This is a genomic window from Galbibacter sp. PAP.153, assembly GCF_037029175.1.
Classification (GTDB): Bacteria; Bacteroidota; Bacteroidia; order Flavobacteriales; family Flavobacteriaceae; genus Galbibacter; species Galbibacter pacificus.
The window spans coordinates 154,699-180,131 of sequence record NZ_JAZEUN010000006.1 but is presented as its reverse complement, the minus strand read 5'-3'; the positions used below and the strand labels follow the sequence as shown (position 1 = coordinate 180,131).

Annotated in this window: 29 protein-coding genes; 8 read left to right on the top strand and 21 right to left on the bottom strand. The window is 39.6% G+C overall.

Features of this window, described 5'->3' with window-relative positions:
* Nucleotides 1-11: 11 nt before the first annotated feature.
* The 10 genes from UXI14_RS05335 to UXI14_RS05290 form a co-directional block, all read right to left on the bottom strand.
* Nucleotides 12-263, bottom strand: coding sequence for a peptide methionine sulfoxide reductase (locus tag UXI14_RS05335; protein WP_335965214.1), 252 nt, complete (start codon nucleotides 261-263; stop codon nucleotides 12-14).
* Nucleotides 264-324: 61 nt separating this feature from the next.
* Nucleotides 325-723 carry a DM13 domain-containing protein gene (locus UXI14_RS05330; RefSeq protein WP_335965213.1) on the bottom strand — a complete coding sequence of 133 codons (399 nt, stop codon included), beginning with the start codon at nucleotides 721-723 and terminating at the stop codon, nucleotides 325-327.
* Between the two features lie 18 nt (nucleotides 724-741).
* The gene (locus UXI14_RS05325; RefSeq protein WP_335965212.1) at nucleotides 742-2,316 is read right to left on the bottom strand and encodes a protein adenylyltransferase SelO family protein; all 1,575 of its coding nucleotides are present in this window, start codon (nucleotides 2,314-2,316) and stop codon (nucleotides 742-744) included.
* A gap of 72 nt (nucleotides 2,317-2,388) precedes the next feature.
* On the bottom strand, nucleotides 2,389-2,943 hold the full coding sequence (msrA, locus tag UXI14_RS05320) for a peptide-methionine (S)-S-oxide reductase MsrA (RefSeq protein ID WP_335965210.1): 555 nt from the start codon (nucleotides 2,941-2,943) through the stop codon (nucleotides 2,389-2,391).
* Nucleotides 2,936-3,391 carry a peptide-methionine (R)-S-oxide reductase MsrB gene (gene msrB / locus UXI14_RS05315; RefSeq protein ID WP_277899998.1) on the bottom strand — a complete coding sequence of 152 codons (456 nt, stop codon included), beginning with the start codon at nucleotides 3,389-3,391 and terminating at the stop codon, nucleotides 2,936-2,938. Before msrB ends, msrA begins: the two co-directional genes overlap by 8 nt.
* 284 nt (nucleotides 3,392-3,675) lie before the next feature.
* The gene (gene recJ, locus UXI14_RS05310; protein ID WP_335965209.1) at nucleotides 3,676-5,364 is read right to left on the bottom strand and encodes a single-stranded-DNA-specific exonuclease RecJ; all 1,689 of its coding nucleotides are present in this window, start codon (nucleotides 5,362-5,364) and stop codon (nucleotides 3,676-3,678) included.
* Nucleotides 5,365-5,390: 26 nt separating this feature from the next.
* Entirely contained in the window at nucleotides 5,391-5,816 is a 426-nt protein-coding gene (locus tag UXI14_RS05305; RefSeq protein WP_277900000.1) for an OsmC family protein, read from the bottom strand.
* Nucleotides 5,817-5,875: 59 nt separating this feature from the next.
* Entirely contained in the window at nucleotides 5,876-6,448 is a 573-nt protein-coding gene (locus UXI14_RS05300) for a uracil-DNA glycosylase family protein (protein WP_335965208.1), read from the bottom strand.
* Nucleotides 6,449-6,460: 12 nt separating this feature from the next.
* Complete coding sequence (gene rsmI, locus UXI14_RS05295) at nucleotides 6,461-7,132, bottom strand: 16S rRNA (cytidine(1402)-2'-O)-methyltransferase (protein WP_335965207.1); 672 nt, start codon at nucleotides 7,130-7,132, stop codon at nucleotides 6,461-6,463.
* Between the two features lie 135 nt (nucleotides 7,133-7,267).
* On the bottom strand, nucleotides 7,268-7,960 hold the full coding sequence (locus UXI14_RS05290; protein WP_335965206.1) for a hypothetical protein: 693 nt from the start codon (nucleotides 7,958-7,960) through the stop codon (nucleotides 7,268-7,270).
* A 310-nt stretch (nucleotides 7,961-8,270) separates the two neighbouring features.
* Here UXI14_RS05290 and UXI14_RS05285 point away from each other — a divergent pair, with 310 nt between their 5' ends.
* The 4 genes from UXI14_RS05285 (at nucleotide 8,271) to UXI14_RS05270 (ending at nucleotide 11,775) form a co-directional block, all read left to right on the top strand.
* Nucleotides 8,271-8,954 (top strand): thymidine kinase, encoded by a 684-nt coding sequence (locus UXI14_RS05285; RefSeq protein WP_277900004.1) that lies wholly within the window; start codon nucleotides 8,271-8,273, stop codon nucleotides 8,952-8,954.
* Nucleotides 8,920-10,026, top strand: a complete 1,107-nt coding sequence (gene alr, locus UXI14_RS05280; protein ID WP_335965205.1) for an alanine racemase — start codon at nucleotides 8,920-8,922, stop codon at nucleotides 10,024-10,026. Before UXI14_RS05285 ends, alr begins: the two co-directional genes overlap by 35 nt.
* A 133-nt stretch (nucleotides 10,027-10,159) precedes the next feature.
* Nucleotides 10,160-10,582: a large-conductance mechanosensitive channel protein MscL gene (gene mscL / locus UXI14_RS05275; RefSeq protein ID WP_335965204.1), complete on the top strand. Its 423-nt coding sequence runs from the start codon at nucleotides 10,160-10,162 to the stop codon at nucleotides 10,580-10,582.
* A 203-nt stretch (nucleotides 10,583-10,785) separates the two neighbouring features.
* Complete coding sequence (locus tag UXI14_RS05270; protein WP_277900007.1) at nucleotides 10,786-11,775, top strand: aspartate-semialdehyde dehydrogenase; 990 nt, start codon at nucleotides 10,786-10,788, stop codon at nucleotides 11,773-11,775.
* Between the two features lie 21 nt (nucleotides 11,776-11,796).
* On the opposite strand, the gene UXI14_RS05265 is transcribed toward UXI14_RS05270, so the two are convergent.
* On the bottom strand, nucleotides 11,797-11,949 hold the full coding sequence (locus tag UXI14_RS05265; RefSeq protein WP_335965203.1) for a hypothetical protein: 153 nt from the start codon (nucleotides 11,947-11,949) through the stop codon (nucleotides 11,797-11,799).
* Between UXI14_RS05265 and UXI14_RS05260 the strand changes: the two genes are divergently transcribed.
* The 4 genes from UXI14_RS05260 to UXI14_RS05245 all read left to right on the top strand — a co-directional run bounded on the left by UXI14_RS05260 (nucleotide 11,948) and on the right by UXI14_RS05245 (nucleotide 17,384).
* Nucleotides 11,948-14,107 carry a prolyl oligopeptidase family serine peptidase gene (locus UXI14_RS05260; RefSeq protein ID WP_335965201.1) on the top strand — a complete coding sequence of 720 codons (2,160 nt, stop codon included), beginning with the start codon at nucleotides 11,948-11,950 and terminating at the stop codon, nucleotides 14,105-14,107. The two genes, UXI14_RS05265 and UXI14_RS05260, sit on opposite strands and share 2 nt — an antisense overlap.
* Nucleotides 14,108-14,118: 11 nt before the next feature.
* On the top strand, nucleotides 14,119-15,669 hold the full coding sequence (locus tag UXI14_RS05255; protein ID WP_335965200.1) for a M20/M25/M40 family metallo-hydrolase: 1,551 nt from the start codon (nucleotides 14,119-14,121) through the stop codon (nucleotides 15,667-15,669).
* A gap of 201 nt (nucleotides 15,670-15,870) precedes the next feature.
* Nucleotides 15,871-16,404: a DUF1697 domain-containing protein gene (locus UXI14_RS05250; protein ID WP_277900011.1), complete on the top strand. Its 534-nt coding sequence runs from the start codon at nucleotides 15,871-15,873 to the stop codon at nucleotides 16,402-16,404.
* A gap of 38 nt (nucleotides 16,405-16,442) precedes the next feature.
* A complete protein-coding gene (locus tag UXI14_RS05245) occupies nucleotides 16,443-17,384 on the top strand; it encodes an ABC transporter ATP-binding protein (protein WP_335965199.1) in 942 nt (313 codons plus the stop codon).
* A 14-nt stretch (nucleotides 17,385-17,398) separates the two neighbouring features.
* On the opposite strand, the gene UXI14_RS05240 is transcribed toward UXI14_RS05245, so the two are convergent.
* The 10 genes from UXI14_RS05240 to UXI14_RS05195 form a co-directional block, all read right to left on the bottom strand.
* A complete protein-coding gene (locus tag UXI14_RS05240) occupies nucleotides 17,399-18,229 on the bottom strand; it encodes a hypothetical protein (protein ID WP_335965198.1) in 831 nt (276 codons plus the stop codon).
* A 148-nt stretch (nucleotides 18,230-18,377) separates the two neighbouring features.
* Nucleotides 18,378-18,929 (bottom strand): DUF5004 domain-containing protein, encoded by a 552-nt coding sequence (locus UXI14_RS05235; protein ID WP_335965197.1) that lies wholly within the window; start codon nucleotides 18,927-18,929, stop codon nucleotides 18,378-18,380.
* A 96-nt stretch (nucleotides 18,930-19,025) separates the two neighbouring features.
* Nucleotides 19,026-19,490, bottom strand: a complete 465-nt coding sequence (locus tag UXI14_RS05230; protein ID WP_335965196.1) for a 3-oxoacyl-ACP synthase — start codon at nucleotides 19,488-19,490, stop codon at nucleotides 19,026-19,028.
* 15 nt (nucleotides 19,491-19,505) lie between these two features.
* Nucleotides 19,506-20,192 (bottom strand): monofunctional biosynthetic peptidoglycan transglycosylase, encoded by a 687-nt coding sequence (gene mtgA, locus UXI14_RS05225; RefSeq protein ID WP_335965194.1) that lies wholly within the window; start codon nucleotides 20,190-20,192, stop codon nucleotides 19,506-19,508.
* The gene (locus UXI14_RS05220; RefSeq protein ID WP_335965193.1) at nucleotides 20,185-21,315 is read right to left on the bottom strand and encodes an FAD-dependent oxidoreductase; all 1,131 of its coding nucleotides are present in this window, start codon (nucleotides 21,313-21,315) and stop codon (nucleotides 20,185-20,187) included. Before UXI14_RS05220 ends, mtgA begins: the two co-directional genes overlap by 8 nt.
* 131 nt (nucleotides 21,316-21,446) lie before the next feature.
* Nucleotides 21,447-22,799, bottom strand: coding sequence for an acetyl-CoA carboxylase biotin carboxylase subunit (gene accC, locus UXI14_RS05215; protein WP_277900018.1), 1,353 nt, complete (start codon nucleotides 22,797-22,799; stop codon nucleotides 21,447-21,449).
* Nucleotides 22,800-22,890: 91 nt separating this feature from the next.
* On the bottom strand, nucleotides 22,891-23,397 hold the full coding sequence (gene accB / locus UXI14_RS05210) for an acetyl-CoA carboxylase biotin carboxyl carrier protein (protein WP_335965192.1): 507 nt from the start codon (nucleotides 23,395-23,397) through the stop codon (nucleotides 22,891-22,893).
* Between the two features lie 30 nt (nucleotides 23,398-23,427).
* Nucleotides 23,428-24,423, bottom strand: a complete 996-nt coding sequence (locus UXI14_RS05205; protein ID WP_335965191.1) for a beta-ketoacyl-ACP synthase III — start codon at nucleotides 24,421-24,423, stop codon at nucleotides 23,428-23,430.
* Between the two features lie 174 nt (nucleotides 24,424-24,597).
* Nucleotides 24,598-24,795 (bottom strand): 50S ribosomal protein L32, encoded by a 198-nt coding sequence (gene rpmF / locus UXI14_RS05200; RefSeq protein WP_277900021.1) that lies wholly within the window; start codon nucleotides 24,793-24,795, stop codon nucleotides 24,598-24,600.
* Nucleotides 24,796-24,804: 9 nt separating this feature from the next.
* Nucleotides 24,805-25,341: a DUF177 domain-containing protein gene (locus tag UXI14_RS05195; RefSeq protein WP_277900022.1), complete on the bottom strand. Its 537-nt coding sequence runs from the start codon at nucleotides 25,339-25,341 to the stop codon at nucleotides 24,805-24,807.
* Between the last annotated feature and the right edge of the window lie 92 nt (nucleotides 25,342-25,433).

Below are 25,433 nucleotides of genomic sequence, written 5' to 3'. Positions count from 1 at the left end.
TATTATATGCTTTATGATTTTAATTTGTAATGCTTCAAAAAATGGGTCACTTTTGCTTCGGGCATTTCACAAGGCTTAAGGCTTTCTGAAGAAGCAGTGATATAATAATTTAAACTTATAAAATTGTTGCCTCCCAATTCTTCTGCATATATTTTTATACTTTTCCCATTGTTGAAATCGGTTCGGGAAACCCCATATTTTTTATCCAAATATTCCACTTCCGAATATCCTATTGGAATTTGTTTGATTTTATTCAATAGCATCTTATCTACTCGATGGTTAAGGATAAACCGCTTTATTTTTTAGGTGAAAGCTTACAGAAGCCTATTTTTCTATATCTACACCGCCCCAAACCACTGCAAATTGCTGGCAGTGAATCACAATCGATTTATAATCGGTTAAATTTATGTCTTCGGGCAATTTGTATTGCTGGCTCCCTTTATTAGATTTTAATTCTGCTATAAGCACACCGCCCTCTTTATCTATTGCTTCGCGGTTTTTAATTTCGCTCATTTTTAAAGGCGATAGGTACAATTTTAGGTTGGGCCCCGCCAGTGTATTAAAATTACTTCCAAGCCTAAAATAATGCTGTCCATTTTTTTCTGTAATAGACCAGTTTCCTTTTACGTTATATACTTTTTCTACCCATTGGTTTCCGTTTTGGGTATATGCACTGGACGTAATTAAGGTAAACAGTAAAAAAGTAAATACAGTAGTTTTCATCGGTTTGCTTTTTTTGGGTTAAGAGCTACAAGACAACATGGAACAGCCTATTTTATGGCGTGCCCAGTCTGGGCGTTTTACAAACCATTTTTCGTGTTCCGGTTGTTCGTCATAAGGGCGCTTTAACAAATCATACAACTCATCAACAAGGCTATAATCGCCATTATTGGCTGCATCTATTGCAAGTTGGGCCATATAGTTTCTTAAAACGTATTTGGGGTTTATTGTGTTCATTTTCTTTTTTCGTTCCTCATCGTTTAGCTTTTCGTTTTTTAGCCTAATTGCATACAGTTCAAACCAGGCATTCCATTTCTTCAATACATCGCCCTCAAGTTCCGCAGGAAAATAAAAGGCTTCTTCAATTAATTTGGCTCCTTTTTCTGGGTTTTGTTTTTTAAATGTACTTAAATTTCTAAAAAACAGGGTCATATCTATCTCATTGTTTTCCAACAGCTCTTCAAGTTGCATTGTTAAAGTTGTATCTTCTTTTTCTTCAGAAGTAAATAACCCAAGCTTTTTGCGCATCATTTCCAAGGACTTGACTTCAAAATCTTCCTTATAGGCATTAAGGGCGTCTTCCAACCCTTTTGTTTCGTTAATAAGCGGATACAATGCATTTGCTAATTGGTACAGGTTCCAAAGGCCAATATTAGGCTGATTTCCAAAACGGTATCTTTTGTGGGTGGCATCGGTGGTATTGGGCGTCCATCCAAAATCGAAACCTTCCAGCCAGCCATAGGGGCCATAATCAATGGTGAGCCCTAAAACAGACATATTATCGGTATTGAGCACGCCATGGACAAAACCGACCCGTTGCCAATGAATTATGGTTTCCAATGTTTTACGGGCAATTTCCTTGAATAGTTTTACATAGGTTTCTTTTGAAGGTTCCCCCAAATGGGGATAAAAATGCTTTATGGTATAATCTGCCAGTTTCTTCAATGTTGCATGGTCTTCCCTTGCAGCATGTATCTCGAAGTTTCCAAAACGAATAAAAGTTGGCGCAACACGGCACAATACGGCCCCTTTTTCGAATTCCGGGTTGCCGTTGTACATCATGTCCCTTAGAACATTGTCGCCTGTTAAGGCCAGTGAAAGTGCCCTTGTTGTCGGCACCCCTAAATGGAACATGGCCTCACTGCACAAATATTCCCTAATAGATGAGCGCAGTACCGCCAAACCATCGGCCGAACGGGAATAGGGCGTTTCTCCCGCTCCTTTTAATTGCAATGCCCAACGTTTATCCTGATGTACAACTTCTGCCAGGTTAATGGCGCGGCCATCGCCCAATTGTCCTGCCCAATTACCAAATTGGTGACCACCATAACACATGGCGTATGGCTTGGTGTTTGGCAGTACTTTATTTCCGGTAAAAACATTGAGGAAATCATCGGTTTTAGCATCTTCGGGAGTTAGCCCAAGTTCCCGCAACATCTCCTCGGAAACATGAATCAACGATGGTTTTGAGGTTGTTTTCGGTTTTACATAACTAAAACAGGCTTCCTTTACCTGCCGTGTATAATTCTCTGTAATTGGGTCGGCAGGAAGTTCTTTGTTAAACGTGTCTTGTATGTTTAGCTTTAACTTACTCAAAATATGTATTGTAATAACGTTATAATCTTGTTCTTATTCTGTTTATATGCATTTATTAAATTGTTGCCGCCATTATTTAGAAGAAGCCGTTTTTTTTAATTTGCCGGCATGCATTTTTCTAAGTTTTGCCAATTTTGGTGTAATTACCGCACTACAATATCCCTGCGATTGATTGTTTCTGTAATAATCCTGATGATAATCTTCTGCTTCATAAAAAGTTCCTAACGGACTTATTTCAGTAACAATTGGGTCTTCATAATAAGGTTCTATTTGTTCTGCAACTTTTTCGGCTATTGTTTTTTGTTTTTCATCGTGATAATAAATAACCGAACGGTATTGAGAACCTACATCGGCCCCTTGCCTATTCATAGTTGTAGGGTCGTGGCTCGTCATAAATATTATTAGCAGTTCTTTATACGAAATTATTTCAGGATTGAATGTAATTTGAACGACCTCTGCATGGCCTGTTAAGCCAGAGCACACCTCTCTGTATGTAGGTTTTCCGGGAGCCGTTCCCCCTGTATAGCCGGATACTACTTTTTCTATGCCTGCTATTTCTTGAAAAACAGCCTCGATACACCAAAAACAACCGCCGCCAATAGTGGCTATCTCATGTTTATTATTCATTTTCTGTCCTTTCTAATTTTATTGATTCAGAATTTATGCAATAACGCAAACCGCTTGGTTCCGGACCATCCGGAAAAACATGCCCTAAATGCGCATCGCAGGTATTGCACATTACCTCAACCCTTACCATGCCAAAAGAAGCGTCTTTTTCGTACTTAATGGCATTTTCTTTAATAGGCTGGGTAAAACTGGGCCATCCCGAACTGGAATCGTACTTAATGGTAGCGTCGAACAATGGGGTACCGCAACAAATACAGTTGTATTTTCCTGCATCGTAAATAGTGCACAAAGCACCCGAATGCGCCATTTCGGTTCCTTTTAACCGTGTAATCCTGTACTGTTCGGGCGTGAGCAATTCTTTCCATTCGGCATCGGTTTTTTCAACACGTTTATCTGGTTTTGGATTACCTTTTACCGAAAAATTTATTACTTCTTTCCAAGTTAACATAGTGTTTTTCCTTTCTTTTTTTGTTGAAGAACCCGTTTAAGCTTTTTAACCTGCCCGTTTAACATTGTTCAAGCGGTTGGGTAAAATGACTGATTTTTCACTTCAATCAAAAGAATTAAAACGAGTTCCGATTAAAACAGTATAATAGTCGTTTTTGGTTTAAATTTCTTACGGCAAAACGAATATCATTGCTCAACTGTTTTTTTCAATGTAGTGAAAATTATATAGACCTCCTGAATTTAGTTGGTTAAAAAAAGAAACTATTTGCAGCGAAGTATGTCGTACTATTTTATATCCTTCAACTTTAATTGAAGGGAAACGGTACCGTTCCATTCATTTTCATCGATTGCATAAACTGCATCGAAGGTTTTTTTATGGATTGTTTTTTCAATTTTATTCCCAAGTCCAAAGCCAATGGCCCCAAATGTATTGCTGTTTCCCTGTGATACATTTAGTTTTAAATGTGTTTGGTCTTGTCCCACGCATTTTCCATAACCGTTATCCTGTAGTCCTTGAGTTAAAAAAACGGGAGCCATATTTCCGGGGCCAAATGGAGCAAATTGTTTAAGGATGCGGTAAAATTTAGGCGTAATATCATTCAGGTCGATTTCGGCATCGATAATGAGTTCGGGCGTTAACAATTGTAAATCGATTGTTTCCGAGACCACTTTTTCAAATTTAGCCTTAAACAGTTTGTACTGTTCGGGTTTTAACGTAAGCCCTGCCGCATATTTATGCCCTCCAAATTGCTCCAGGCAGTCTTCACAGGCTTCAATGGCATTGTAAACATCGAACCCTTTGACCGACCTGGCCGATGCAGCGAGTTTTTCGCCACTTTTGGTAAAAACCAGTGTCGGCCTGTAATAAGTTTCGGTAAGCCTTGAAGCTACAATACCTATAACGCCTTTGTGCCAGGTTTCATCAAACACCACCGAAGTATAGTTCTTTTCTTCTTTATTCTCCTGTATCTGCAATAATGCTTGCTGGGTAATTTGTTGGTCCAGGTTTTTTCGGTCGGCATTAAAATTTTCTACTTCTTCTGCAAACTGAACAGCAGTATTAAAATCTTTTTCGACAAGCAATTGCACGGCATGCTGGCCATGTTTCATCCTTCCGGCCGCATTGATGCGCGGCGCAACCACAAAAACAACATCGGTAATGGTAAGTTCTTTTTTTAATTGTTTGGTAATAGCCTTGATACCCGGCCTGGGCATTTCGTTTATAACTTTCATCCCAAAATGGGCCAAAACCCTATTTTCTCCGGTAATAGGGACTATATCGGCTCCTATTGCGGTAGCCACCAAGTCCAGATAAGGAACAAGGTCTTCAGTGGTTTGCCCTTTGCGCAAGCCAAGTGCCTGAATAAGCTTGAACCCCACCCCACAGCCGCATAGTTCATCATAAGGATATTGGCAATCGTTTTGCTTTGGGTCTAAAATAGCAACTGCATCTGGAATGGTCTCGCCCGGCCTGTGGTGATCGCAAATAATAAAATCGATGCCCTTTTCTTTGGCATATGCCACTTTATCGACTGCTTTAATGCCACAATCCAGTGCTATTATGAGCGTAAAATCGTTGTCGTCGGCAAAATCGATGCCCTGAAACGAAACCCCGTATCCTTCATCATACCTATCTGGAATATAGGTGGCCACATTAAAGTAATTTTCTTTTAAATAAGACGACATTAAGGAAACGGCCGTAGTTCCGTCCACATCATAATCGCCATAAACCAAAATATTCTCGCCTTCTTCAATGGCCTTTTCAATCCGCAATACGGCCTTTCTCATGTCTTTCATCAAAAAAGGGTCGTGAAGGTGGTTTAACGAAGGCCGGAAAAACTTTTTGGCATCCGAATAATTGGTAATCCCCCGCTGTAACAGCAATGTACTGACAATAGCATTTATGCCAAGCTCCTTGGATAATCTTGAAATCTCATCTTTTGAAGGCATTGCCTTTACGGTCCAGCGAGTCATAAACAGTAGGGTTAGGGGCTAGTTACTTATGAATTGTGATAATGTGTGTTGATTGTCATTTCGGCAAAGCGACGAAACATTTCCATGACGCCACAATATTTTTCTACAGAAAGGTCGACCGCCCTTTGCAGTTTCTTTTCTTCCAAGGATTTTCCGTAAAAATGATAATCTACGCTTACTTTATGGTAATATTTTGGGTGCTCGTCTGTAAGTTCGGCCGTAATATCGATTTTAAAATCTTCTACTTCCAGTTTCATTTTCTTTATCATAGAAGCAACGTCCAATCCAGAACAGCCTGCCAATGCCGATAGCATTAATGCCTTTGGCCGCAACCCATCTCCGTTTCCGCCATCTTCTGGGCTAGCGTCTATAATTAATTCGCCCGCTGGATTGGTAGAATGAAATTGCATGTTCTCTCTCCAGGTTGTTATGACTGTATTTGTATTTGCCATTTTTATATTTTTATATGAATCGTCAAAAATACATATTCCTCAACAGAAAGTGCTTTTATTCATTGTAAAATTACCTGTACCCTTTCTTGTAAGATCGGAATAACTTCTATTTCAAACCATTTGTTTTTGGCCATCCAAAACCGGTTTGTGGGCGATGGATGCGGAATTGGAAAAAATGCCGGCAGGAACTCCTGATAATTCCGCACGGTTTCTGTAAGGTTTTTATAACTATTGCCCTTTAAATATGCTTTCTGTGCATATTGACCTATCAATATTACAAGCTGAAGGTCTGCTAATTGATCGACTATCTTTTGATGCCATTTCGGCATACATTCGGGCCTTGGTGGCAAATCGCCGGTTCTACCTTTGCCGGGATAACAAAACCCCATTGGCACCACGGCTATGTTATTGGTATTGTAAAAAGTTTTAGCGTCTATGCCCAGCCATTGGCGTAACTTTTTTCCGCTTGCGTCGTCAAAATCGGTTTGGCTTTCATGTGCCTTTGTCCCCGGTGCCTGTCCAATAATAAGTATTTTGCTGTTTTTATTGAAACGTAGCACAGGGCGCGGTTCTAAAGGTAAATGTGCCGCACATATGTTACACTTTTTTATTTCCTTTAGCAATTCTTTCAAATTTTATTATTTTTAGGACTTTCCGCTTATTACAATTACAAACTCGCCCTTTGGCGCTTTTGTATTAAAATGATTTATCAACTCGTGAACGGTGCCCCTTATGGTTTCTTCGTGCATTTTTGTAAGTTCTCTGGAAACGGACATCTGCCTGTCTCCGCCAAAAAATGTAGCAAAATCGGTCAACGTTTTTATCAATTTGTGAGGGGACTCATAAAAAACCATGCTCCTGGGTTCTTCGGCCAATATCTTTAGCCGTGTTTGCCGGCCTTTCTTTACGGGCAAAAAACCTTCAAAAACAAATTTATCGTTTGGCAGGCCACTGTTTACCAATGCAGGCACAAAAGCGGTTGCTCCCGGCAGACAGTCTACTTCTATTCCTTTTTCAATACATGTACGTGTTAATAAAAACCCGGGGTCGGAGATGGCGGGTGTTCCGGCGTCACTGATGAGCGCAATTGTTGTTCCGGACAATATCCGTTCGGAAATGGCCTCGACCGTTTTGTGCTCGTTATGCATATGGTGACTGTGCATTTGTGTAGAAATTCCCAAATGCTTTAAAAGTTTTCCGCTTGTCCGGGTATCTTCGGCTAGAATAAGATCTGCTTCCTTTAATGTCCGAATGGCCCTTAAGGTAATATCTTCAAGGTTACCTATGGGCGTTGGTACTATATACAGTTTTGACATAACAACATTTATGGCAAAGGTAAAGGAAGTTTTATTTTTATGAATTTTTTTCTAACAATCCTGTTAAATCGAAGCTGCAGACAAAAATGACGTCCAATTGCTAACGGTTCGTTCATTGAACTCTTTATATGTGTTTTAAGAAAACTTTTTTTCAATAATTTCTAAAAACCTGTTTTCATAAGCTTCTTTTCCTTCCCAATTATCGTAATCCGGCTTTATCATTTCAACAATAAACTGATGGACATCTTCGTAAGAATCCATAGTATTGATTTGAGATATCACCCGGATATAATCTTCATCGCTATTGTCGAACAAGTGTTTGGTAAATGCCAATTTATCATTCAGCCCAATAGAAAGGCCCGCTTTTAACCGATTGTTTAGCGACGATGCCCTTTTTTCTACCGTTATGGTATTTCCACTGGACATTTTTGGTGTTACCACCTCCATGTCCCTTTTTACAAAGGTGGGCTCGGGCAATATTCCCGATAAAATTTCGTCCAAGGTTTCTTCTTCGGGCATTTCTTCAACCATATCCCGTATGGTATCTATTACGGGCGTCATAATTGCATCTTCGTTGGGATTGCTTTCGGGCACGTCCGAGTTTCCTTTCAACACCGAATTGGCTAATTGCTCAAACTTGTCGGCTACTTCGTTCCTGCCGGTTGTTGGCTGGATTTCCCCAAAATTATCTTCGACAAACTTCAACAACGTAAGTTTTTCATACAGTTCCCTGCTTTCGGTGTGCATGGTGGCCAGATCTTCCTTTCCCTTTAATTTCAAGACTCGATGAGCTATGCTTATCAACTCTGCTTCTAATTTCTTTTTCATGACTGCTTTTTTGTGTTTTGAGACTATTCCGTTCTTACAGCAATTTTTTTATAACCTGTATTTTAATATGCATATAAGATAGTTATTTTTTAATAATTATTTACTTAAAGTCTTCTTAAGCCCTAAATAATGGGTTGTTAAATACCGCAACATGAACAATTACAATGAAATATCGACGGTATATTAAAAACTTTGTATTTGTTGATATTATTTCTCTTTTCTTAAATTTAGACTTTAATTATTTGCTTAAGTTTGTTTAGTTTTTTCTCAAAAAGAAATCTCTTTTCTTTTTCGCCTAGAAAATTACAAAATGTTTCTCGAAAATACAGTAAATCATAAAGAGCAATTTGGCTGGATAGAAGTCATTTGCGGGTCTATGTTTTCCGGTAAAACGGAAGAATTGATCCGAAGGCTTAAACGCGCCCAGTTTGCAAGGCAAAAGGTTGAAATTTTCAAGCCCGCGGTAGATGTGCGCTATGACGACGAAATGGTAGTTTCTCATGATGCCAACGAGATTAGGTCTACTCCGGTTCCTGCTGCGGCCAACATCCGTCTTTTGGCAGATGGCTGTGATGTTGTGGGAATAGACGAAGCCCAGTTTTTTGATGATGAAATTGTTTCGGTATGCAACGACCTTGCCAACAAAGGGGTGCGTGTAGTTGTTGCGGGCCTGGACATGGACTTTAAGGGGAATCCGTTTGGGCCAATGCCGGCATTAATGGCCACTGCCGAATACGTTACCAAAGTACATGCCATTTGTACCCGTACCGGAAACCTTGCCAATTACAGCTTTAGAAAATCCACCAACGACAAATTGGTACTGCTGGGAGAAACAGAAGAATACGAGCCCTTGAGCAGGGCCGCTTTTTTTAAGGCCATGCTTCGCGAAAAAGTAAATAAAATGGACGTTAAAGATCCTGAGGATATTTCTTTAAAAGAAAAGGTTAAAAAAAATGACGATGACGCACACCAGGGAAACCACACTGGAAATTAACCTTCCGGCAATAAAACACAATTACAACTTATTAAAGGGCAAAATTAAACCCACTACCAAATTCATGGCTGTTGTAAAAGCCTATGCCTACGGAAGCGATGCCCCTAAAATTGCCGTTTTTCTTGAAAAACTAGGTGTAGATTATTTTGCAGTTGCCTACACCGACGAAGGTATTGCACTACGAAATGCCGGTATAACCAAACCTATTTTGGTATTACATCCGCTTCCGGTTCATTTTAGCGAGATCATAAATTATAAGCTGGAACCAAGTTTATATAGCTTGAATGTTTTGGAAGTTTTTTTGGAGGCTGCCAAAAACGAAAAAGAGTATCCAATTCATCTTAAATTTAACACCGGACTCAACCGTTTAGGATTTGTCAAAATGGACATAGCACTTATTTCAGGGAAGCTTCTTCATCAAAAAAACGTTCATGTAGCATCTGTATTTTCTCACTTGGGAGCTTCGGAAGATTTAAATGAAAAAGATTTCACGATGCGGCAAATCCTTTCATTTAAAGAAATAAAAGCATCTTTGGCCGAGAAATTTTCGCATAAACCCCTATACCATTTGTTAAATACATCCGGAATATTAAATTATACAGCTAGTGCACAGTTTGATATGGTCAGGAGCGGTATCGGGCTGTATGGTTTTGGAAACGACGCACAATACGATGCTTGGTTTAAAACAGTGCTCAGCTTAAAAAGTGTTATTTCACAGATACACAATATTGCCCCTGGTAACAGTATCGGGTACAATCAAGGGCATATTGCCGATAAGGCTATGAAAACAGCCACCATTCCATTGGGCCACGCCGATGGAATAGGGCGCCAGTACGGAAAAGGCAAGGCACATGTAACCATTCATGGACATAAATGCCCCATAGTTGGTAATGTGTGCATGGACATGCTCATGGTAGACGTTTCCGAAGTGCAATGCAAGGAAGGCGACGAAGTGCTGGTTTTTGGCAAAAGTCCTACCGCCGGTGAATTTGCGGCAACAGCAGGCACCATATCTTACGAACTCATTGCGGGCATTTCCCAGCGGGTACGGCGCAAAATAATTACACATTGAGCACCTCCAAATAATAAGGCCGTTATATTTTTTCTGGCTATGAAGCAAAAAATGGCTTCACTTGTTGACGCTTTCAATACTTATCGTATTTTTTTATATATTTAGTCATTGACTAATCAACAAAATAATTTATATGGGATTCTTTAAAGATTTTAAGGCCTTTTTGCTTAAAGGTGACATTGTAAACTTGGCCACTGCTGTTATCGTTGGTGGCGCCTTTGGAAAAATCGTAACTTCTTTGACCAAAGATATTTTAATGCCGCCTATAGGGATGCTTCTCGGCGGTGTAAAATTTACCGAACTTAAAATTGTATTGAAAGATGCTGTCCTAAATGGTGAAGAGATGGTCTCGGAAGCCGTTACCATCAATTATGGCCTTTTTATACAAACGGTTATAGATTTTATAATTATCGGTTTTTGTATCTTTGTGGTACTGAAAGCCTATGAAAAAACCAAAAAGAAAAAAGAAGAAGCTCCCGCGGCACCTGCCGGGCCAACTACCGAAGAATTGTTAATTGAAATTCGTGACGAGTTAAAAAAGCAAAATACCAAATAAAATACCCCTTTTCGGGGCAAACCGCTGCACAAGCAATAGTAATTAAAGCCACGCCCATAAAGCGTGGTTATTTTTAATTCAATCAATAATTATAACATTTTGTTACAATTAAAACAATTGTTGTTTTTCCGATGGTAGAACCGTGAATATTAACTACTTTTGTCTTCAAATAAAATGTAGAAGACATCATAATTAAATAAAACATGAAAATAGCTGTTGTAGGGGCTACCGGAATGGTAGGCGAGGTAATGCTTAAAGTTTTAGCGGAACGCAATTTCCCGATTACCGAATTATTAGTTGTAGCATCAGAAAGATCTGTAGGTAAAGAATTATCCTTCAAAGGACAAACATATAAAGTAATTGGTTTGGCCGATGCGGTGGCCGAAAAACCGGATATTGCCATTTTTTCGGCTGGTGGTGGCACTTCTTTGGAATGGGCACCAAAATTTGCAGATGCCGGTGTAACCGTTATCGATAACTCTTCGGCATGGCGCATGGACCCCACCAAAAAATTGGTGGTCCCGGAAATCAATGCCAACGAATTAACCCCGGAAGATAAAATCATTGCCAATCCAAACTGTTCCACCATACAAATGGTAATGGCCTTGGCCCCACTGCACAAAGCCTATAAAATGAAGCGCGTGGTAGTTTCTACATATCAATCTATTTCAGGGACAGGTGTTAAAGCCGTTAAACAGCTGGAAAATGAGCTTGCAGGCGTGGAAGGTGAAATGGCTTATCCATATCCGATCAACAGAAATGCTTTGCCGCATTGCGATGTTTTTGAAGAAAATGGATATACCAAAGAAGAAATGAAACTGGCACGGGAGCCTCAAAAAATATTCGGCGACCACTCATTTGCAGTTTCGGCTACTGCCGTTCGTATTCCAACATCTGGCGGACATTCGGAAGCTGTGAATGTACAGTTTGAAAACGATTTTACTTTGGCAGACATTAGAAGGTTGCTAAACGACACCCCGGGGGTCGTGGTTCAGGACAATCCAGATACCAATACTTACCCAATGCCCATTTATGCACATGATAAAGACGAGGTTTTTGTTGGAAGGATTAGACGGGATGAATCACAACCCAACACCTTAAATATGTGGATTGTAGCCGATAACCTTCGAAAAGGTGCGGCCACCAATGCAGTTCAGATTGCTGAGTATTTGGTAAAAAACAATCTTGTATAAAGAAGATTCTGTAAAAATATGTTAAAAAAGCCCTTTTCCTGATATGGTCAAGGGCTTTTTCTTTAAATTATCCCCGCTAATTTTAATCAATCCAATGGAATGAAGTAGGCCATATCCTAAATGCTCAGTGCCATATTCCATATTGACCTTTAAAAACAATAAATTTGAACCCATGAAACAATTAATCGCTTTTGTGGTGGTTGCGGGGATTTTAAATTCTTGTGCCACAACAAAATCTAAAAAAATGCTCACCTTGAAATATCCAGCTACTAAAAAAGTAGATACCGTAAACTCTTATTTTGGAACTGAAGTAAAAGACCCGTATCGTTGGCTTGAAGACGACCGCTCTGATGAAACGGCCGCATGGGTAAAAGCCGAAAACGAAGTAACGTTTGGCTATCTTGAAAGAATTCCTTTTAGGGAACAGCTAAAAAAACGACTGGAGCAATTATGGAACTACGAAAAACTCTCGGCACCTTTTAAAGAAGGCGATTATACGTATTACTACAAAAACGACGGCTTGCAAAACCAATATGTGGTATACCGAAAAAAAACAGGCGATAACAAAGAAGAAGTTTTTCTTGATCCCAATACTTTTTCTACAGACGGGACCACATCTCTTAGCGGTTTAAGCTTCTCCAAAAGCGGAAAATTGGCTGCCTATTCCATTTCTGAAGGTGGTAGCGACTGGCGAAAAATCATTGTAAAAAATGCGGAAACCAAGGAAATTATTGAAGATACGCTTGCAGATGTAAAATTTAGCGGTATTTCGTGGAAAGCAGATGAAGGCTTCTATTATTCCAGTTACGATAAACCTAAAGGAAGCGAACTTTCGGCAAAAACCGATCAACATAAGCTTTATTACCACAAACTCGGCACTCCGCAAAAGGACGATAAACTTATTTTTGGGGGAACCGAAGAACAAAAGCATCGTTATGTAGGGGGCAATGTCACCGAGGACAACCGCTATTTAATAATCAGCGCATCTATATCAACCTCTGGGAACAAACTTTATTTAAAAGATTTAACAAAGGAAAATGCTTCCTTAACACCTATTATTGAAACTACGGAAAGCGATACCTATGTTATAGAAAATAAAGGTTCCACATTGTTCCTGTTAACCGATTTAGACGCTCCCAATAAAAAAATCGTAACCGTCGATGCCTCCGCTCCAACCCCGGAAAACTGGAAAGATTTTATCCCTGAAACAGAATATGTGTTAAATCCAAATACAGGAAGCGGATATTTTTTTGCCGAATATATGGTTGATGCCGTTTCTCAAGTGAAACAATACAATTATAAAGGGGAACTAGTTCGGGACATTGAACTTCCGGGACTGGGAAGCATTGGTGGCTTTGGCGCCAAGAAAAAAGACAAAGAACTCTATTATTCATTTACCAATTACAATACCCCGGGGAGTATTTATAAATTTAACCCGGAAACGGGAGAATCTGAGGCTTATTGGAAACCTAAGATCGACTTCAATGGCAACGATTATGAGTCTGAACAGGTATTTTACACTTCAAAAGACGGCACAAAAATCCCCATGATCATAACCTACAAAAAAGGGATTGAACTCAATGGGAAAAACCCGACCATTCTTTATGGTTATGGAGGTTTCAACATTAGTTTAACACCTTCGTTCAGTACAGCAATGGCGGTATGGCTGGAACAAGGTGGGATTTATGCTGTACCAAACCTTCGTGGCGGTGGCGAATATGGAAAAAAATGGCACGATGCCGGCATAAAGCTCCATAAGCAAAACGTGTTCGACGATTTTATTGCCGCTGGCGAATATTTAATCGATCAACATTACACCTCTTCCGAATATTTAGCCATTCGTGGGGGTTCTAATGGAGGGCTTTTAGTGGGTGCCACTATGACACAACGCCCAGACCTAATGAAAGTAGCCTTACCGGCTGTAGGTGTTTTGGATATGCTCCGCTACCACACTTTCACCGCAGGGGCCGGATGGGCCTATGATTATGGCACCGCAGAGGACAGCAAAGAAATGTTTAATTACTTAAAAGGCTATTCCCCTGTCCACAATGTAAAAAAAGACACACGATATCCAGCCACATTAATTACAACGGGAGACCACGACGACCGTGTAGTACCGGCACATAGCTTTAAGTTTGCTGCCGAATTACAGGAAAAACAACAAGGCAAGAACCCTGTTCTTATCCGTATTGAAACCAATGCGGGGCATGGTGCCGGTACCCCGGTGAGCAAAACCATCGATCAATATGCAGATATTTTTGGATTTACCCTTTTCAATATGGGGTATAAAGAACTTCCAAACCAAGCTGCTTTAAAAGAATTTAAAAACTAAACCCAACACATATGATAAATAAAACAATCTTTTTGGCAGCCTTTCTGGCTTTTATTTCTTTAGCGCAAGCACAAACACAACAAGAAGTTGTAGATGCCATTGTAAAAGAGGCCTCAGAAAACTCTCAATTAAAGGAGCTTGCCTTCGAACTCATGGACGGTATTGGTCCGCGTTTGGTAGGCACTCCACAAATGCAACAGGCACACGATTGGGCCGTAAAAAAATACAGCTCTTGGGATATCACGGCCGAGAACCAACAATGGGGCGAATGGAAAGGCTGGGAACGTGGCATAACCCATATCGATATGGTTTCCCCTCGCGTAAAATCTATCCAAGGAATGCAGTTGGCATGGAACCCAAGCACTTCTAAAAAAGGAGTTACGGCAGAATTGATCATCCTTCCCGAAGTAAAAGATTCCATTGACTTCCAGAAATGGCTTCCTTCAGTAAAAGGAAAAATAGTAATGGTTTCCATGAAACAACCTACCGGAAGACCCGATGATAATTGGGAAGAATTTGCAACTCCTGAATCTTTTGAAAAAATGAAAAAAAACAGGGACTCCCTTGAAGATGCATGGCGGGACAATATGCGTAAAACCGGATATACGCGCAGAACGTTGCCCGAGGCCCTGGAAAAAGCCGGCGCCGTTGGTATTGTACAATCATATTGGTCCAAAGGCTTTGGGGCAAACAAAATATTTAGCGCCGGAACAAAAAAAATCCCTATGGTCGATGTGGCCCTGGAAGACTACGGAATGCTTTACCGCTTGGTGGAACACGGTAAAAAACCCGAAATTAAAATTGTTGCCGAATCTAAAAATTTAGGCACTGTGCCCACTTTCAACACCATTGCAACCATCAAGGGTACGGAAAAACCCGACGAATATGTAATTCTATCTGCCCATTTCGATTCTTGGGATGGCGGTACGGGTGCTACCGATAATGGTACGGGAACCATTACCATGATGGAAACTGCGCGTATTCTTAAAAAAATATACCCAAACCCTAAACGGACTATTATTATTGGTTTGTGGGGAAGCGAAGAACAAGGGTTAAACGGGTCGAGGGCCTTTGTAGAAGATCATCCTGAAATTGTTGCGAACGTACAAGCCGTTTTTAATCAAGATAATGGAACGGGACGCGTAGTAAATTTATCAGGGCAAGGGTTTTTAAATTCTTATGAATATTTGGGAAGGTGGCTACATGCAGTTCCCGAAAGCATCACAAAACAAATTGAAACACACTTTCCCGGTACTCCCGCGAGAGGCGGATCAGATTATGCCTCGTTTGTGGCCGAAGGCGCTCCGGCATTTTCCTTAAGCTCCTTAAGTTGGGCTTATTGGAATTATACATGGCATACCAATCTGGACACTTACGACAAAATTGTTTTTGACGATGTGCAAAACAATGTCATTCTAACCGCTATTTTAGCATATATGGCCTGTGAAGATCCGCAAAAAACATCCAATGTAAAAAGTGTTTTACCAATTGATGACGAAACAGGAAAGCCACGCGAATGGCCAGAAGCAAGAGAACCAAACAGAAAAGGTGGATTGGACTAACAAACCTGCCAAAAAGAGACGGTTCCGACCTCTCCAAAAAGAGATAAAGCGGAAACCTCAAGGTAAAGCCGTCGAGGAATTTTAAGATTCAAAATATTACAAACCCCTTAAAATGAATTGGATTCATTTTAAGGGGTTTATTTTGTTCGTATTTTTAGTCCATCAACAGGTTCTGTATTAAAAAAGTCAAACAGGGTAAAAATGAAAACATATATATTGTTACTTCGTGGGATAAATGTAGGCGGACATAGAAAAATAAAAATGGCCGATTTAAGGGCTACATTGGAAAAGATCGGGTTTCAAAAAGTGGCTTCTTATATTCAAAGCGGGAATGTTATTTTTTCTTCAGATGAAAGCGACGTTTCAAAAATTCAGCAAAAGATAGAACAGCACATTGCAGCCCATTTTGGGTTTGATGTCAAGTGCTTTATTATTTCTGAAAAAAAATTTACCGCTATTATAAAGAACAATCCCTTTTTAAAAAAAGGCGAACCTATTGAAAAATTGTACTGCACCTTTTTAGAAGGTACTCCTCTACCAGAATCCATACAAAACTTAAATGAATACCGTGTTGATGATGAAGAATATACGCACCGCGATAATATCCTGTACTTTTGTTACCATAACGGTTATGGAAAAGCAAAAATTTCCAATCCGTTTATAGAGAAAAAATTAAAGCTTGGCGCTACCACACGAAACTGGAAAACCATGCTTAAATTACGGGATATGATTTAAAATTCATAATCAATATCTTTACCAAAAACTTTCCTGGAATGCTTGAAGTAAAAAACGTTTCTTTTCAATATAAAGAGGCCCCCGTCTTAAAAAATATCAGCTTTAAACTTCAAAAAGGAGAACACCTATCCATTATTGGCGAAAGTGGTTCTGGAAAAAGTACATTGCTCAAAATAATTTATGGTTTATATCATCTAGAAAAAGGAACATTATATTGGGGCAACAAGCAACTTATGGGTCCGAATTACAATATTGTGCCGGGGGAAGATTTTATAAAATATGTTGCCCAGGATTACGATTTGATGCCCTTTATTACCGTTGAAGAAAACGTGGGAAAATTCTTGTCAAACTTTTATTTGAGAAAAAAGAAAAAGCGTATCGCCGAATTATTGGAAGTCGTTGGCATGACAGCCTACGCCAACACCAAGCCCACAGAGTTAAGCGGTGGGCAACAACAACGCGTAGCTATTGCAAAAGCCTTGGCCAACAAACCCGAATTACTGCTTCTTGATGAGCCATTTAGCAATATTGACAATTTTAAGAAAAACCGACTGAGACGTGATTTATTTACGTATTTAAAGTCGCAAAACATAACTTGTATTACCGCCACGCACGATAATACAGATTCCTTGGCTTATGCCAATGCAACAATGGTTTTAAAAGCAGGTAAAAAGATTGATTTTAATAACCCAAAAGAGCTTTACCAAAGGCCAAAAAACCGCTATGTGGCTTCTTTGTTTGGCGAAGTCAATGAAATTGCCATGAACCAACTTATCGAGGGAGATTCTTCAACAAAAAAAATTTTACTGTATCCCCACGAACTAAAAGTTGTACCTACCTCTATTTTTAAAGTGAAGGTAAAAGCCTGTTATTTTCAAGGTTCGCATTACTTAATTGAAGCTAAAAGAAAAAGGAAAACCATTTATTTTAACCATACAAAAGCGTTGCCTATAGAAAAAGAAGTATCGTTATCTATTTAAAAAAATAACTATCTTTAATTATTGGCTATCTTTAAATTCCCTATAAATAGTTGAGCTCCTTGATCCATATCAAGTGGGGCGCTTATATAAAAATACTTTGTAGGCTCGTTTAAGAACATCTTCGCGTCCAACAGTTTAGACTTGTCAAGATACAACCGCATTTGACCCCCATCTACAGCAATCGAAACATGTATTAAAGCATTTCCGTAGTTATCCAAAGGAAAGTCCAGTGTATTGCTAACTTTTGTGTCGCTGCTGCTATTAGAGACATCCCTGTTCCAAAAATGCAGTTCTGTTGATGTTATGGAATTATCATTATAAGCATCGGATATCCATGAACGGACAGCATTGTCTTTACTAAAACCAAAATTCATCCCGCCTATATCTTTAGCTTTATCGCTTCTTGTAACGATATCAAACTCTAAGGTAAAGTTTCCTTTGGGCATGGCCAATAAAGTATCTAGCTTATAACTGGACCGGTCTCCCAGTTTTAGCCATTTTCCGGGAAGTCCCGGTATTTCAACAATAGATCCGGTGCCATTGGTTTTCCAGTATCTGGGCATGGAACCGAGGTTTTCGTTATCATAATCATCCTGAAAATATATATTACTTCCCGGAACGAAAGAAAAAACTTCTTCCACGTAAGGCACCTGTCCTTTTGAAGCATTTCCCTGAGCAGTAGTACTTTCTTCTTGATCGTTTGAACCATTTAACATATCGTCTGTTACATCCACGGCCTTTTTTTCGACCTTATCTTGAATTTTTTTCCAAAATTGGGCATTTGTGGTAATTGGGGAGAATGCAAATAATAGGATTAAACCTGAAAGGATAGTTGTTTTTTTCATCGTTTTTTATTTTTGGCCGTATTTATTCCATAAAAATATATAAATATCCCGTTCCTTACAATGTAAGTAAGAAATTTCATAAAAAAGCCGGAGCCTGACCTTAGTCAACACCCCGGCTTTTCAACCTAAAACTTAACTATAATTTTTATTAGTTCTCTTCTTCTGGCGCAGGTTCTTCTGCTCCCGCCTTGGTATAAGTAAGCGTTATTTGTGTTTGGATTACTTTTCCGTCTACATCTTCGATACGCACATTAGAATTAATTCTGTAGCTTGTTCTTTGTGCATCAAAATCCAACGCTAGAATGTCTTCAAAACAGTTGTAAACAAGTCCCAACGTATCTCCTCCAAGTTTCCATGTTCCGGCAATAGACCCGGCACCTTCACAATCTTCCTCGTTTTGACCTGCACTGTATGTAAAAGTCCTGTCGGAATTATATTCGTATACCTGATCGTTCTGGCAAGCGGTTTGTTGTGCAAATATATCCGTACTTGGGTTGTCTTCGTCATCATCGGTGAGGTCTACTTCTTCATCGGCTTCTATGGCCGACAATCTCCATTCTCCTACAAATGCTGTTTCAGCTTCAGACAAAGCGCCCGTATAATCCGGAACACAATTGTCAGAATCGTCGTCCGTACAGCTTACAAATACACCCATAAGGGCAACAAACAGCGTTGTTGCAATTAGTTTTTGATTTTTCATTTTTTGCTATTAAGTTTTGTTATTCAACCTATAGAAGCGAAAAACGAAAAAAGGTTGCGTACATACTTGTTAATTTTTATAAGAAATTACGCGTTGCTACCAAATTTCCAGAATGGTAAACTTTGAAGATTGAAAAGAGACAATGTCTTTGTTGGTTTTTCCAACCAATAATTTGCCAATTGGCGACTGTGGTGAAATACAATAGATTTTTAAATTGTTTATGATTATTTCTCCTAAGGAAACTGCAATAAAATAAGTATGCCCGCTTGTTTTAACCATACTTCCAATAATTACCCTTTTATTGTTTTCTTCGGAAGTTCTATTGAAATTGATACGCGAAAATGTTTGAAGCATTTCTTCAATTTCCTTTAAGCGAAATCCTGCTTTTTCACGTTCCAACTGAAGCATGGCACGGCCGGTTTCATGCTTGTCGCCCGCACTGCTTTTTGTCTCAGAGGCCAAAGATTCTTCAATACTCTTGATGCTTTTCTGTATTTGGTACATCCTCTTGTTTAAAAGCGCAAGGCATTCTTTTATAAATTGTTGTTTAATTTCGTCCATAATTATTACTATGTTTTACTTCGGCAACGAAAAAGCTCCATAATAGCCCATTTGAGTCACGATCCATTCTTTTCTTTGCTGAATATAGTTTGATGCCGGCGCAGCTTTCATTTTTAACGGGTTTGGCAATATGGCCGCAATGGCAGCAGCTTCGTATTTTGATAGCCCCCCTGCTTTTTTATGAAACCAATATTGAGAAGCGGCCTCGGCGCCATAAATACCATTCCCCATTTCGATGCTGTTTAAATACACCTCCAAAATATGTTCCTTGCCCCAAAGTTGTTCTATTAAAAATGTAAAATACACTTCAAAACCTTTACGTACCCAACTACGGCCCGGCCATAAAAATACATTTTTAGCGGTCTGCTGACTTATGGTGCTGGCACCACGAAGCTTTCCGCCATCGGAAGCTTTATTGATTACCTTTTCGATTGCCTGAACATCAAAACCATTGTGGTAAACAAATTTTTGGTCCTCACTACAAATCACCGCCAATTGCAGGTTTTTGGAAATTTTATCCAACGCAATCCACTCATGTTTCCATACAATCGCTTTATCCGATTGTTTTTGTTGAATGCTTCTTATTACCATAAGGGGTGTAACTGGCACCGGAACCCATTTATACAAGAGTACAAGCCCCAAGCTAATTATTACAAACCAAACCAATAGCTTAAAAATAAAACGCAGTAATCTTTTAAACATGCTCTATAGTTATTTTTGCCAATTCTTCGCCTACTTGGGCGCCAATGGCTATACCCATACCCCCTAAACGGACCCCACAAAAAATATTGTTTGAAAGTGCCTCTATAATGGGTTTCTTTATACTTCCAACGCCCATAATACCACTCCACGAATAATCTATTTCGGGGACTGTATTTGGTAAGATAACGGTTTTTAGAATTTCTTTTAACTTATTTTGAATTATTTCGGTCGTCCCAAATTCTGCGGTTGCTTCTTTTTTAAAATCTAAATTTCTACCGCCGCCCAGAAGAATGCGGTTATGTATGTTCCTGAAATAATAATATCCTTTATCCAAATGAAAACTCCCTTTTATATGAAGGTTTTTTATCGGTTTGGTAATAAGTACTTGGGCACGGGCCGGTTGTATGTCCTCAAATTCTTTCAATGAGAGAAAGCCATTGGTAGCCAGGCACAATTTTTGGGTATAGAAGTTGGTAAGGTCGGTTTGTACCTCAACATGGGAACCGGCATCATCATAACCGAGCATTTCTGTGCCATATAAAATTTTAATCTTTTCTTTAATGCATTTTGAATAAAGTGCATACATCATTTTCCCGGTATCAATCTGCCCTTCAAAAGCATTTGCCATATAATAATCCTGGATTCCCGCAAAACCAAAGGAATTCTTTTCAACGGAGAAAACTTCTTTTTTAAACAAGGGGAATAAAAGGTTATTAATCCGATTTCTGTTTTCCAAACAGGCCTCGTAAAGCTCCGGGTTGCCTTCTTGAAACAACTCAAATCCGCGATGGTGCCTGTAACCGATACCTTTGCTCCCAAGACCTTTTTTAAGTTTTTGCAATCCCAGGTACCGCTTTTCAACCAGGCTCACCACTGCTTCTTCGGTTTGCGTATTAAGATCGTCCAGCAATTCTGAAATGCTTCCAAAACAGGCAAATCCCGCATTTTTAGTACTGGCTCCTCTGGGAAGCAACCCGCGCTCCAAAACCACGATTTTGTTTTTTGGATATTTTTTGCGAAGCGACAAAGCACAATGGAGCCCTACAATACCGCCACCGATTATTGTAAAGTCAACCTTGGAAAAATAGGTTTCCTGCTCCCAATATGACAATTGAAATGACATATCCCTAAGGTAAACATATTTTTGGTGATTCCTATATTGATGTTGACTTTGTCCCAGGTCTTGGACTACCATAAAAAACGACCTACAAATACTGTAGGCCGCTTATTGTTTACTATAGAAAAAGAGGGTCTTTACTCCTCTTCCATGGGTTTCATTTTAAAGGTTTCCATAAACTTGGTGGTGTAATTACCGGAAACATAATCTGGCTCGTCCATTAACTGCCTATGGAAAGGAATGGTTGTTTTTATCCCTTCGATTACAAACTCGTCCAAGGCGCGTTTCATTTTATTGATGGCCTCTTCTCTTGTTTGGGCTGTTGTTATCAACTTGGCTATCATCGAATCGTAATTGGGCGGGATAATATATCCGCTATACACATGTGTGTCCAAACGCACACCATGTCCACCGGGAGCATGCAACGTAGTGATTTTGCCTGGCGATGGCCTAAAATCGTTATAGGGATCTTCTGCATTGATCCTACACTCAATAGAATGCAGTTTCGGAAAGTAATTTTTCCCTGAAATAGGCACGCCGGCGGCTACCAGTATTTGCTCTCGGATCAGGTCGTAATCTATTACCTGTTCCGTAATAGGGTGCTCTACCTGGATACGGGTATTCATTTCCATAAAATAGAAGTTCCGGTGTTTGTCCACCAAAAATTCTACGGTCCCGGCTCCTTCGTATTTTATATATTCGGCGGCTTTTACGGCAGCTTTCCCCATTTTTTCACGGAGTTCATCGGTCATAAAAGGGGACGGTGTTTCTTCCGTAAGCTTTTGGTGTCGACGCTGCACCGAGCAGTCTCTTTCTGAAAGATGGCAAGCCTTACCAAATTGATCTCCCACAACCTGTATTTCTATGTGCCGCGGTTCTTCAATAAGTTTTTCCATGTACATCCCGTCGTTTCCAAAGGCTGCACCTGCTTCTTGCTTGGCACTTTCGTATGCTTTTTGTATGTCTTCTTCTTTCCAAACGGCTCGCATCCCTTTTCCTCCACCGCCTGCGGTGGCCTTTAGCATAACGGGATAGCCCATTTCTTTTGCCAATTTCTTGGTTTCCTCTAAAGATCCCAATAACCCGTCTGATCCGGGCACTGTTGGTACCTTAGCTGCTTTCATGGTTGCTTTTGCACTTGCCTTGTCTCCCATTTTTTCAATCATTTCAGGTCCGGCACCTATAAATTTTATGCCGTGCTCTTTACAAATTCTTGAAAAATTAGCATTTTCTGACAGGAAGCCATACCCAGGATGAATCGCATCGGCATTGGTAATTTCTGCAGCTGCAATAATATTGGATATTTTAAGATATGAATCTTTGCTAGGTGCAGGGCCAATGCAGACGGCCTCATCGGCAAAACGAACGTGTAAGCTTTCTTCATCTGCTTTAGAATACACGGCTACTGTTTTAATCCCCATCTCTCTGCAAGTTCGAATTACACGAAGTGCAATTTCGCCTCTATTTGCAATCAATATTTTTTTGAACATCTCTTGAAACTTTAAATTATCGATTCTAAATTTTAAATTATTTTAAATGACGCACTTAAAGTCATCATTCAAAATTGAACATTCAAAATTTCTATGATGGGTCTACCAAAAATAATGGCTGATCGAATTCTATAGGAGAAGAGTCGTCAGCCAATACTTTTACGATTTTACCAGATACTTCCGATTCAATTTCATTAAACAGTTTCATTGCTTCAATGATACAAAGAACATCTCCTTTTGCAATGGTATCGCCAACTTCAACGAAATTTGGTTTGTCTGGTGATGGCCTTCTGTACAATGTCCCTATGATCGGCGACTTTATAGTGATGTACTTACTATCGTCTTCAGTGGCTTTAGCCGGAGTGGCCTCGGCCTCGGCTTGAGTTGCCGCTGGTACCGCTGCAGGTTGTGGAGCTGTACCCTGTTGGGGCATTGGCTGATTTACAGGAATTTGTTGAACATAGGTAGTAGCTTCTCCTTTTTTGTCCTCAGACCCTGTTTTAATGGTAATCTTTACATCCTCCATTTCAAGCTTTACTTCGCTTGCGCCGGATTTTGCCACGAATTTGATTAAACTTTGAATCTCTTTTAAATCCATGATTGAGTTTTGTTAGTAATTTGAGTTCTGTTATGCGTTATATGCCCATTTTAAATAAATGGATCCCCAGGTAAAGCCACCGCCAAAGGCTGCAAATATTAAATTGTCCCCTTTTTTTAACTGCTTTTCGTAATCGTTGAGTAATAAAGGCAGGGTTGCCGATGTGGTGTTACCGTATTTTTCAATGTTAACCATTACTCTGGACGAATCGAGGTTTACACGGTTGGCCGTGGCATCGATAATGCGCTTGTTGGCCTGGTGTGGCACTAACCATTGAATGTCGTCTTTTGTAAGGTTATTGCGAACCATTATTCTTTCTGCAACATCTGCCATATTTGACACGGCAAACTTGAAAACTGTTTTCCCGTCTTGATATACATAATGTTGCTTGTTTTTCACTGTTTCTTCTGAGGCCGGAAGTATGGATCCGCCAGCATCGATCTTTAAGAAGTCCCTGCCAATGCCATCGCTCCTTAAGTATTCGTCCTGCAAACCTAGCCCTTCTTCATTGGGCTCGAAAAGTACGGCCCCGGCGCCATCGCCAAATATAATACAGGTTGTCCTGTCTGTATAATCTATAATGGAAGACATTTTATCGGCCCCTATGAGCAATATCTTTTTATATCTACCTGCTTCTATATAACTGGAGGCGGTAGACATTCCGTATAAAAAGCTGGAGCATGCTGCCTGTAAATCGTATGAAAATGCGTTTATGGCCCCTATTTTCGAGGCTACATAAGCAGCAGTTGCCGCCACGGGTAAGTCGGGGGTTGCAGTGGCTACAATAACCATGTCTATTTCTTGCGGGTTTGCGCCGCTTTTTTGAAGTAGATCTTCTGCTGCCTTAATGGCTAGATAAGAAGTCCCCTTACCTTCTTCTTTTAAAATGTGCCTTTGTTTAATTCCAGTTCTTGAGGTAATCCACTCATCATTCGTATCCACCATCGTTTCCAACATCTGGTTGGTCAATATATATTCGGGCACATATGCTCCTACAGCTGTAATAGCTGCTTTAAGTCTATTCATAATTCGCTTAGTTTTTATCAAAAACGTGCAAAAATTCGATGAAAATCAGTCCAAATTACTAATTTTTATTCGAATAGTGGTGCAAAATAGGGTGTTTTTGACTTTTAGAAAAATTTTGAATAAAAAAACTCCCACTTCTTGTGAGAGTTTTATTCTTTTTACTAAAATTTCATGTTATGCTACTTCTTCAGTAGTGTTGTCAATAAGCACTTGGCCTCTGTAATAAAGTTTACCTTCGTGCCAGTGAGCTCTGTGATACACGTGCTGTTCCCCTGTTGTTGGGTCTGTAGCAATTTGAGGAGCAGTAGCCTTGTAATGCGTTCTTCTCTTATCTCTTCTTGTGCTAGACTGTCTTCTTTTAGGATGTGCCATTTTAAATCTTTATTTATCCGTTAATAGTTTTTTCAATTGATCCCAACGGGGATCGGTTTCACCGTCGTTATTCTTTTTTTCTTCTTTTGGTTGAAACTCTTCCAGTTTCTCCAAGATCTCTGTCGATAAAGTCCCGTCTTTCACCCCTGGGTGTACCCTTTTGCTGGGAACCGAAAGTACGATCATCTCATAAATGTATTGTGCTACATTTATTTGATGCTCGCCATGGGGGATTATAAGGATTTCTTCGTTTTCATCGTTATATTCCTCCCCGAACTTTACCAATAAGTGAAGCTTTCCTTTTATTTTTTGGTCGTACGGCTCATTGGACAAATCGCAATTTACGTTTACAGACCCCTTGTTTTCAAAGGTTAACTCCAGCATGTTGCTTTTTTTGTCCAATATAAGTTTAACCTTTACGTCTGCATTGTTATACTCGTCGAACTCGAAAGCATCAAAGAACTTTTTCTTAATTTCAAAATCGAACTGGTGTTTTCCTTGTTTTAATCCTACAAAAGGAATCTCAAACTCCTTAAACTTCTTCATTGTAAACATCAGTTTTAAAAACCTTACTCCTTAATTATAAGGCGGGTGCAAAGATATAAATTTTTATTTATGATAATAATCATATTAACTTT